Genomic DNA, 9,715 nt, shown 5'->3' with positions numbered 1-9,715 from the left:
AAATAAAAACAAAACGACGCTAGCGTATCGCCAAGATCTCGGTGGTACACAAACACGACGCCTACACGAGCACCCAACTCGTACAGTCACCGACGGAACGGAATCAGCCTATCTGGCTGTCGGACACATGCACACGGTCAGACGCCGCGCGATCAGGCTACGCGGGCCTCGCCGCAGACCGCGGCGGGGACGCTCGTCGCCACCCTCGGCCGAAGCGCCCTGCTCCGGTGCATCGTCGGCACGCGCCGCCTGCACGGCAGGCGCGGACGATTCAATATCGTGGATATCTGTCAAAACAACCTCAAAATGTCAGGTCTCGCGCCCGGCGCGGGCGCGGCAAGAAGTTGGCCGCGATCAGGCGCGACGCTGTTCAGGTTCTGCTTCGTCGTCCGGCAGCGCATCGGCACCGATGGGTGCACTGGCGCTTCGTACGGCATCGGCGAGACTGTCGGACGTGTCGTCCAGCATCTCGTCGTCCGCAGGACGGGAACGGGGGGCGTCGGCCTGGCCAGCCTCGCCGGGCATGTCGCCGGCCGCTTCCGCTCCGTCTCCGGCAACCGCTTCGGCAGCCGGCTTGCGATCTTCCTCGCTCCAATCCGCGCGCAGCGGCTCGGGCTGCACACCGGCTGGCACTGCTTCGGCGCCAGCCTGTTCCATTTGTTCCGTTTGCCCGCGAACAGCATCGAGCGTATCGCGGCTCGCGATTTCATGCGTCGACGCGACGTCCGCCACGGGATCATCCGGCAATCCTGCCGATTGAGCGGCGGATGCCTCATCCGTTTGCGGCGCGTCGCCCGTTGCGCCATCGGCAACCGGCATGCTCTCGTCGAAATCCATCGCCTGCTGCGCAAGCAGCGCGGCCTCGATGTTCGCGGCCGGCTCTTCGAGCGCAGGCAGATCATCGAGCGCCTTCAGGCCGAGGTCGTCGAGGAACTGCTTGGTCGTCGCATACAGCGCCGGACGTCCCGGCACGTCGCGATGACCGATCACTTCGATCCAGCCGCGATCCTCGAGTTGCTTGACCACCTGCGTATTGACCGTCACACCGCGAATCTCTTCGATGTCGCCGCGCGTGACAGGTTGCCGGTACGCGATGATCGCGAGCGTTTCGAGCACCGCACGCGAATATTTCGGCGGCTTCTCGGGATGCAGGCGATCCAGATAGTGACGCATCGCCGGCTTGCTCTGGAAGCGCCATCCGGTTGCCAGCGCCACCAGTTCGACGCCGCGGCCGGACCAATCCTGTTTCAGATCTTCGAGCAACGTGCGGACCGTGTCAGCCGACACGCCGTCGGCAAAGAGCTTGCGCAAATCGCCGAGTTTCAGCGGTTCCTGCGCGCAGATCAAAGCAGTCTCGAGGACGATCTTCGCCTCTTGGGTATTCATGCAGCTAGGCCAGACCCTGTGGTCAAACGAACCGGATCAACAAACAGACGAAAGGAACGGAAGACGCGCTCGCCCGATTCTGATCGGTCATATTGATGGGAGCACGAACCGGGGGCGGCGAACCAACTTCAGGCCAGGCCCAAACCGGACGGAACAGCACGGCTCAACGACGGAACCGCGTGACTGAGCGCCATATTACGCAAAATTGCCCGGTGCGTAAAGATGAGCCGAACGAGCCGCCGCCAGCGCGCCGCGTCCGCTCCGGCCCCGCTTCAGCGGATGGCTGCGCCGCGCGCGAGGAACCGGCGCAACCGCTCGACACCCGCATCGAGTCGCGCCGGATCGCACGCATAGCACCAGCGCACGAACCCTTCCCCCTCCGGGCCGAACGCCCGCCCGGGCGCAAGGCCGAGCCCGGCCTCGCGTACCAGCGTCTTGCAGAACGCGAGACTGTCTGACGCGCCCGGCAGGCGCAGAAACAGGTACATCGCGCCCGACGGAGGCGGCACCTCGACACCTGGCAGGGTCCGCAGCGCGGCAACCAGGTGATCGCGCGCATAGCGCAGCGCCGCGACGAACGACCGCACGAACGGCTCACCATCGCGCAGTGCGACTTCACCCGCAGCCTGCACGAAGCCCGGCGCACACGACGTGTTGTATTCGACGAGCTTCGACAGGTCGCCCATCACCGCTGCCGGCGCGATGAGCCACCCGAGGCGCCAACCCGTCATCGCCCATGCTTTCGAAAACGAATTCACAACGACGACCCGCTCGTCGCGCGTTGCGATGTCGAGGAACGATGGCGCGCCGCCAGCGTCGTCCGCGTCGAAAGCGAGCCGCTCGTACACCTCGTCGGCAACCAGCCAGATGCCGTGGCGGCGGCAATGGGCGAGCACCGCTTGCTGGTCGTCGCGCGACATCGTCCAGCCGGTCGGATTGTTCGGCGAGTTGATCAGCAGCATCCGCGTATCGGGCGTCAGCGCCGCAAGCAGCCGCCCGACATCGAGCCGCCAGCCCGCATCGCCATAGCCGAGCGGTACGCATTCGACCTGCGCCCCAAGGATCTTCGGAATCTCGACGAGATTCGGCCACAGCGGCGTGACCGCGACGACGCGCTCGCCCGGACCGACCAGCATCTGCGCAGCCAGCATCAACGCGCTCACGCCCGAACTCGTCACCGCCACGGTATCGGCCGCCGTCGCACCGTGACGGGTGCTGACGTAGGCCGCAATCGCATCGCGCAGCGGCGCAGTGCCGAGGTTGTGCGTGTAGAAGGTCGCGCCATCGCGCAGCGCCGCCGCCGCGGCGTCGCGGATGAAGTCCGGTGTGACGCGATCGGATTCGCCGAACCAGAACGGCAGCATGTCCGGCACGCCAAAGCCGGCGTTGGCCACTTCCCGGATCAGCGACGGACGCAACGCGTGCACAGCGTCGCGGGCCGCCGCCGCGCCGGCTACCGGAAGAGAATCTGCGGAATGCGCCATCGAGAACCACCTTCGAGGAACACGATCCGCGTAGTGTACCGGCCCGCAAGCCGGAGAGGCGCGCGTCGGTGCGCGTCAGTCGAGGTCCTCCGCCCTCGCCGGCATCTGTCGCACGAGCTCCCAGATCGCCTGCGCAGCGGGCGACAACGACCGGTCGCGGCGGCGCACGAGTTCGACCGTGCGCTCGGTGCGCGGCGTGAGCGGCCGCGCGACGAGCGTCGAGCCGGCAGGTAGCGGCAGCGACAGCCACGGCTGCACGCTCACGCCGACGCCGGCCTCGACGAGTCCGAACACGGTCGCCGAATGCCCGAGCTCCTGCATGACCGTCGCGTTGACACGATGGGCGGCCAGCGCGGCGTCGATCAGCGGCCGGCTTCCCGACGCATGATCGAGGAGCACGAGGCGCTCGCCGTCCAGCGCCGTCCAGGGCACCTCGGCACGCGCCGCGAGCGGATGGTCGGCGCGCGCGACCAGGCAGAACGAATCAGTCATCAACGATTCGCAGACGAGATCGGCCACCGTGAGCGGCCCGATCACGACGCCGAAATCGACCTCGCTCGACTTCACCTTGCGCAACACGTCGCTCTGCACATCGTCGCGCAAACCCAACGTCACGAACGGAAACTGGCGCTCGCACGACGCAACCACGCGCGGCATCAGCCGGCACGCAATCGTCGGGCTGGCCGCGACGATCACGCGCCCGCGGCGCTGCTCGCCGATCTCGCGAATCTCGCGCAGCGTGTCGTCGAGATCGTCGAGCAGACGGGACACGCTCGCGATCAGGTTCGCACCGACATCGGTCAGCTGCACGTCGCGCGTCGTGCGGTCGATCAGCTTCAATCCGAGCTCGGCCTCGAGCTCGCGCACGCAGCGACTGACCGCGGACTGCGTGAGCCCGATCTCGTCGCCCGCGCGACTGAAGCTCTTGAGCCGCGCTACCTCGATGAAGACGCGAAGCTGGCGCAGCGTGACGTTCATTTCCTGACCTCATCAATCGTCGATATCGATGCGCGATTTTAATGCGCGAATCCGGCTTCGATGTGCGAATCAGGCACCTGCCCCACATGTTTCGCTGCGGTGCAATACATCCGCGAACGCACGTGGTGCGGGCGAACTGCACAAGATTGGTGATTGTCCCGATTTGCTGGCGGGTTATTTTGGCGTCTTATACGCCCCTAGCTGACTTAGCCGTTAGCTCGCTGCCAAGCGGCTCTCGAGGGAATTACCTCCGACATGGCACGCTTCGTGCATTACCTGGCGCACAGGGCGCAGGTTTCGTCGGACGGAAGAGCAGAAACGCCGCTGCCGGCCAACCGGACGCCCCCACCCGGCACTCGACGATCGAGTGCTTGAAGAGTGCGCGGCGCAGGGCAGCGCACCGGAGTTAGCTTCGCTGAGGTGAGGACATGATGCTGTTCGACGATTTGAGAGATAACGAGTGGGCGCTGGTCGAGGGTCTGTTTTGCTCCGAACCCGCACGGAGTGAGCGGCGCGGCCGTCCCCGCGTGGAAGCCCGCTCGGTGGTGAACGCCGTGCTGTGGGTACTGTCGACGGGTGAAGGCTGGTCGAAGCTGCCGGGCCGCTATCCGTCGCCGCCGACTTGCCGCCGTCGCTTCGACGAATGGCAGGCGGACGGCACGCTCGCCGAAATCGTGAAGCGACTCGGCACGAGCGGCCGGCAGATCTCCCTGCGCGGGCGCATCGGCGCAAGCGCTGCGAAGCCGCCCGCACCGCCGAGCCGCGACCGGCTGCGCGGCGCCTTCTGGACCAACCCGGAATCCTGGCGCGCGCCCGTCAAGATGGCGTAACGAATGCTCGATCGGGCGGCTTCGGCCGCCCGGTTTCTTTCTGCGATGCGACCTGTTCGCGACGCCTGCGTTGCCGTCGATTACCGTTGTCGTGCCGCGATACATCTATTTACCAATATTTACAGCAAGCCTGCACTCCCACGCTTACCTTAGCGAAATATCAACAGGCCGCGTCGACGGCTTGAAGGGAGCCCCGCCATGAATCCAATGTCACTGCTCGTTGCATGCGGCATTGTCATTTCCCTGGCGTTGTCCGCTCCAGTCCACGCCGACGATCGCGTGAAGCCGCCCCATCGCCAGCAGGATCACCGGAACACACTCCGCCAGCCACCGTCCGCCAACCCGCCCAGCCGGCAGACCGTGCCGCGCGGCGACCTGCGCGGCGACATCGCCAGCAACGCGCGAGCGCGCATCGGCTCGCAGCCGTCCGACGTGCCGCGTCATCCGTAGTCCTGCCAATTTCGGGATTTCGCCAAAGAAAATGCCCGCGGTCGGGAACTGCGCCGCATGCGACGAGTCACAACGTTGCCATGAGCACAGCGTGGCAACAGCAAAAGTATCCGGTACGCCCGTATCCTCGCGATACGGGCTTTTTTTTGGCATCGCCAGCCGCATGGCGGCGATGCGGGCGATGGGATGATCGGCCGCTACAGGCGGCTTTCGAGAATCGCCACGGCGCTCGCTTCGCTCAATGCGTAGTCGGCCATGCGGCGATCGGTCCAGGAAAGTAATTTCTCGTCGCGCTCGAGGCGCGAGAATTCGGCTCGACCGCTTTCGGTCAGGACGGCAATGTCGACCGGTGCATGGAAGCCCGGTGCGGGGGCAACGGTTTTCTGCCTGACCGTGTCCATCAGCCCGAGCGAACGGAGATACTCGAACACGCCCGGGCGGCGTGCCCACGGTACCTGGCGGTACTGCACTCGTCTCAATGCGTCGAGCACCGCTTCGTTGGAATACGTGGCCATCTCGATTCTTTCTTAAAGTGCAGCGACAATGCGAAGCGGCGCGCCGGGCGGCGTCTCCGCCCACCGATACCGCCACCGATTCTGGAGGCCGACGTTCGGCGTCGCGCCAGGGCCGGATCGTCAGCCGTCCATAAAAAGACACCATACCCCAATCAAATTGATTCTGTTCGATTCATTTGTACTTCTCTTCATCTGTTTCATGCTCTGCCGCAAGCGGCGACGAATCATCTCGATCGCCGCCGTTGCGCTCTTCTGGCTGCTCGCGACGGGCTGGCTCGCCGCACCGCTGATCGCCTGGACCGAGGCGGGCGTCGTACCCGTCGAGCACCCGGAGATGCACGGACGGACCACACTGATCCTCATCGGCGCCGGCACGAAGCACACCGACTCCGGGCTGCGGCCGCCACCTGACGGAACCGCCCGCATCCACAAGGTCGCAGCGCTCTACCGCACCTGCAGGCAGCAGGCCGAGCGCTGCACCGTGGTGATGTCGGGCGGCGACCCGCAGCATCACGGCGAAACCGAGGCTGCCGTATACGGGCGCCAACTCGCCGCCGAAGGCGTCGCTCCCGCGGATCTCGTTCTGGAACCGGAAAGCCGCACGACCTACGAAAACGCGAAATTCACTGCGTCTATACTACGCTCACAGTATGACGACGCACGCATTCTCGTCACTTCGTCATACCAGATGCGCCGCGCACTGCTCGATTTCCGCCGTTTCGGGATCGATCCGCAGCCCGTTTATGCGAATCGCCGGCGCGCGCAAACAGGCTGGCTGCCGCGCTGGCGTAATTTGGCCAACGCCGAGCAGGCGCTGCACGAACTGGTCGGCATCGCGCAGTTCCACGTCTATCGTTGGCTTGGATGGTTTTGACGGATGCGGGGAAACCGGCGCGCAATGGTTGCGACGGCGACCATGGCAGGCGCGTGACGAAGTACGCGAAGTGTTGCGCCACTTCAACGGGGCCTTGCGTCGCGCCACGATCCGGTGCACATTGATCCGTCACTTTTGTTACACTCGACACGCACTCGATTGCAGTCGCCAGACAAAACGGCAACACTCGGGTTCATCACCACTTAGCGGAGGTAAAGCAATGAAGAAGACGTCCCTGGCTATCCTGGTAGCGATGTCGGCGCTGACTGGCGCAGCGTATGCGCAAGAGAGCACGGAAATCAAGACGATTACCGATCCGGCCAAGATCTCCGAGATCGAGCAGCGCGCACAGGCGCTGCAGCAGCAGCAAGCGGCTGAAGCCGCTCAGCCGGCGATGCAGGAAGAGCATCACCACGGCAAGAAGGCTGCTCACCACAAGGCTGCTGCGAAGAAGGCCGGCAAGAAGGCTGCCAAGGCCGCAGACGCTGCCAGCCAGTAAGTTCGGCGGCACCGCACAAGCAAAAAGCCGAATCCGGGCAACCGGGTTCGGCTTTTTTGGTTGCGGTGCCCGTGCGCTGTGCTAAAGTCGCGCACCGAAATTTTCCACCCGTGCGCACCCCGGTGCGGAGGACAGCATGAGCAACATTCAACTCGACATCGAGTGGACCGAAGCCGCCACTCGCCAGATCAAGCAACTGATGCCTCGCGGCTCGGCTGACGCGTTCCTCGCGCTGCCGCCGATCGAGTGCCTGCCGATGGAGGGCGACGTGCTTTTCCTCGGCCCGCAAGGCAAGCAGCAACCGTTCATCGTCGCAGAGCGCCAGTACCATCACGACGGCGACGCCGACTGGACGATCATCCTGATCCTCGACGTACCCAGCACGTCGCACTGACACACCCCGCGACCGGACACGTCCGGTCGCCCCACCCGGCTCAGACGAGCTTCGACAGCACGCGGATTTCGGAACGCTCGATCCAGTTCGCGGCCGCTTCGCGATAAGCCAGAATGTGCGCGGAACGCGCATGAGCGGCAAGCGCCTCCTCGCTTTCCCAGCGCTCGACGAATACGAACCGCGCGGGCTCCTTCAGGTCCCGGTGCAGGTCGTACTGCAATGCCCCCGCTTCGCTGCGGGTCGGCTCGACGATCCCTTCGAGCTGGGCACGCAACTTCTCCTCGGCGCCCGGCTTCGCCACGATCAGCGCCACGACTGCAATTTCCGCCATTCCCGCCCCCCCCCTCATCTGGAAAAGTCCGAGAATACGCGAATCGTGCATCGGCTGCGCCGGCACGGCATCGCACGACGGCCCCAAAAAAAATAGCCCGCGCTTCACAGAAGCGCGGGCGAAACCGTCGCCCTACGAGGATAGGCGACGGGGCCATCGAGATCCGCACGCTGGCGCGGATCGTCATCAGTTGCGCCGACGCTTGTCGCGTCGACATTCGAAGACGTCGATACCGTTGATCGGGCGCTCGCAGCGCACCCCCGGTATCTGACGCCATCCTCCCTGTTTCAACAATTCCAACATATAAAGCAGGTTACGTGCCAACTACCGCGAATCGCCCACCCCATTGATTTATAAGGAAAATTTTTTGGCCGCCGACGATGCCGCATGTGTTTGGCCGCCGTAACGCGCGGATGTTACGTAACGTCACGAGGAGGGACCGAACCTCCAGCACATGTGCGCTCCGGCGAGCGGCCATGAAAAAAGCCCGCCAAATGGCGGGCTTTTCATTGGTGCGGAGAAACGCCGGAATCAGCGGAGCTGATTCACGAGCAGCCCCATGATCTGGCGAGCCGGCGACGATGTGTCGATCGCGCCCGAATCGTCGATGACCGCGACGCGCGTCTGGTCGGCCGTGAGCGCCTTCACGTTGACGCGGTATTGCTTCGCCTGCTTTTCCTTCTTGCCGTGGAACAGCTGGCTCCAGAAGCCCTGCTCGGCCGAAGTCAGATCCTTCGGATCGACATAGCGCACGAAATACAGGCCCTTCGAGCGATCACGATCGTCGACCGTGAAGTTCGCACGATCGAGCGCGAGACCGACGTGCAGCCACGACCGGTCGTACGGCTCGCCGAGCGTAACTTCCGACGGAACGGCAGCATCGGCCGCATCGTTGGCTTGCGCCGACGTGCGGGAGACGTTTTGCGCGGCGATCGCTGCAGCAGCCTTCGACGATGCGTCGTCGGCCTTCTTGTCCTTGGCCACCGGCACCGTGTTGTCCTTGATGTTCGCGATGGGCGGCTCGCCGTTCTTCGCGCGCTGCTCGTTCTGTGCGAGCACCGCCATCAATCGCTTCAGGTATTCGGTCTCGAGCGCCGGATCGTTCGGCTTCGGTTCCCACTTGCTCGAATCGTTGTTCGAGCCCGTGATCGCTTCGCGCATCCCCTTCTGGCTGATGAACACATAGGTGCCGCCATTCGGCGCCGAATCGAGACGCGTACGGTACTTGTTGCGCTCGGCCGTCACGTACGAATTGCCCATCGCCTTCGAGATCACGCTACGGATCAGGCCGTCGTTGATCTGCGGATGGGTTTCGTTCCAGTCGGTTTCCATCACGCCCTTGTCGCGCTGGTCGACGACGAGCAGGAAGCCCTGCTCCTGCCAGAAGCGGCGAACCTGCGGCCACACATCGGCCGGCTGCTTGCCGTCGATCACGAGCCAGCTCTCGGTGCCGTCGCGCTGGATATGCATGCCGGCCACAGCCGGAGCGACAGTGTCCAGCGCAGGCGCTGCCTGCTGGACCTGCTGAAGTGCGGACAGGGAAGTCGCGCCGCCCTGGGGCGGCAGCGAACGCTGATCGGCCGTCTCGTCGAGCATGTTGGGCGGCACTGCGAGCGACGCTTCTTTCGATTTCGAATCGCTCTTGTAGTCCACTTTCGTGGGCGACGACGTACCGCAACCGGCAACGAGCGCGCCGGTGGCGAGCACTGCAGCGAACCGCATGGTAAGACGAAGATCAGTCATGTTCGGGGAATCCTCTTCCGCTAAATCACGGCGCTTTCCGTGGATCAACCTTGCATTTTACCGGGGCCGCGCCGCGATGTGCAAAAAAGCGACCGGCAAGAAAAAACCCGCGTCAGCTTGAACTGACGCGGGTTCTTGTCTGGTCGGGGCGAGAGGATTTGAACCTCCGACCACCTGCACCCCATGCAGGTACGCTACCAGGCTGCGCTACGCCCCGAAAGAAAAAAATTA

General features: G+C 64.4%; 10 protein-coding genes, 1 tRNA gene and 1 pseudogene. 5 read left to right on the top strand and 7 right to left on the bottom strand.

The window, feature by feature from the left end; translation table 11 throughout:
- Positions 1 to 354: 354 nt before the first annotated feature.
- The 3 genes from scpB to G3N93_RS08740 all read right to left on the bottom strand — a co-directional run bounded on the left by scpB (position 355) and on the right by G3N93_RS08740 (position 3,848).
- Positions 355 to 1,386, bottom strand: coding sequence for an SMC-Scp complex subunit ScpB (scpB, locus tag G3N93_RS08750; protein ID WP_206132796.1), 1,032 nt, complete (start codon positions 1,384 to 1,386; stop codon positions 355 to 357).
- A 272-nt stretch (positions 1,387 to 1,658) separates the two neighbouring features.
- Positions 1,659 to 2,870 (bottom strand): pyridoxal phosphate-dependent aminotransferase, encoded by a 1,212-nt coding sequence (locus tag G3N93_RS08745; RefSeq protein WP_206132795.1) that lies wholly within the window; start codon positions 2,868 to 2,870, stop codon positions 1,659 to 1,661.
- Positions 2,871 to 2,945: 75 nt separating this feature from the next.
- On the bottom strand, positions 2,946 to 3,848 hold the full coding sequence (locus G3N93_RS08740) for a LysR family transcriptional regulator (protein WP_046545490.1): 903 nt from the start codon (positions 3,846 to 3,848) through the stop codon (positions 2,946 to 2,948).
- 431 nt (positions 3,849 to 4,279) lie between these two features.
- On the opposite strand from G3N93_RS08740, the pseudogene G3N93_RS08735 reads away from it, so the two are divergent.
- Both G3N93_RS08735 and G3N93_RS41485 read left to right on the top strand, forming a co-directional pair.
- Positions 4,280 to 4,675 (top strand): annotated as a pseudogene (locus tag G3N93_RS08735) (transposase); the annotation flags it as partial.
- Positions 4,676 to 4,876: 201 nt separating this feature from the next.
- On the top strand, positions 4,877 to 5,128 hold the full coding sequence (locus tag G3N93_RS41485; RefSeq protein WP_241026468.1) for a hypothetical protein: 252 nt from the start codon (positions 4,877 to 4,879) through the stop codon (positions 5,126 to 5,128).
- 197 nt (positions 5,129 to 5,325) lie between these two features.
- Here G3N93_RS41485 and G3N93_RS08725 read toward each other — a convergent pair whose 3' ends face one another.
- On the bottom strand, positions 5,326 to 5,643 hold the full coding sequence (locus G3N93_RS08725) for a hypothetical protein (RefSeq protein WP_011351791.1): 318 nt from the start codon (positions 5,641 to 5,643) through the stop codon (positions 5,326 to 5,328).
- Between the two features lie 157 nt (positions 5,644 to 5,800).
- Here G3N93_RS08725 and G3N93_RS08720 point away from each other — a divergent pair, with 157 nt between their 5' ends.
- The 3 genes from G3N93_RS08720 (at position 5,801) to G3N93_RS08710 (ending at position 7,410) form a co-directional block, all read left to right on the top strand.
- The gene (locus G3N93_RS08720) at positions 5,801 to 6,517 is read left to right on the top strand and encodes a YdcF family protein (RefSeq protein ID WP_174936481.1); all 717 of its coding nucleotides are present in this window, start codon (positions 5,801 to 5,803) and stop codon (positions 6,515 to 6,517) included.
- 220 nt (positions 6,518 to 6,737) lie between these two features.
- Positions 6,738 to 7,016: a hypothetical protein gene (locus G3N93_RS08715; protein WP_011351789.1), complete on the top strand. Its 279-nt coding sequence runs from the start codon at positions 6,738 to 6,740 to the stop codon at positions 7,014 to 7,016.
- 136 nt (positions 7,017 to 7,152) lie between these two features.
- The gene (locus G3N93_RS08710; protein ID WP_011351788.1) at positions 7,153 to 7,410 is read left to right on the top strand and encodes a hypothetical protein; all 258 of its coding nucleotides are present in this window, start codon (positions 7,153 to 7,155) and stop codon (positions 7,408 to 7,410) included.
- Positions 7,411 to 7,450: 40 nt separating this feature from the next.
- On the opposite strand, the gene G3N93_RS08705 is transcribed toward G3N93_RS08710, so the two are convergent.
- The 3 genes from G3N93_RS08705 to G3N93_RS08695 form a co-directional block, all read right to left on the bottom strand.
- Positions 7,451 to 7,741: a putative quinol monooxygenase gene (locus G3N93_RS08705; RefSeq protein WP_174934457.1), complete on the bottom strand. Its 291-nt coding sequence runs from the start codon at positions 7,739 to 7,741 to the stop codon at positions 7,451 to 7,453.
- A gap of 531 nt (positions 7,742 to 8,272) precedes the next feature.
- The gene (gene bamC / locus G3N93_RS08700; protein ID WP_206132793.1) at positions 8,273 to 9,484 is read right to left on the bottom strand and encodes an outer membrane protein assembly factor BamC; all 1,212 of its coding nucleotides are present in this window, start codon (positions 9,482 to 9,484) and stop codon (positions 8,273 to 8,275) included.
- Positions 9,485 to 9,624: 140 nt separating this feature from the next.
- Positions 9,625 to 9,701 (bottom strand) — tRNA-Pro (locus tag G3N93_RS08695).
- Positions 9,702 to 9,715: the final 14 nt, after the last annotated feature.

The sequence above is a fragment of the Burkholderia sp. Se-20378 genome, from assembly GCF_017104665.1.
GTDB classification, from domain to species: domain Bacteria; phylum Pseudomonadota; class Gammaproteobacteria; order Burkholderiales; family Burkholderiaceae; genus Burkholderia; species Burkholderia lata.
The sequence above is the reverse complement of the archived record's forward strand: the minus strand, read 5'-3'. Positions and strand labels throughout refer to the sequence as shown.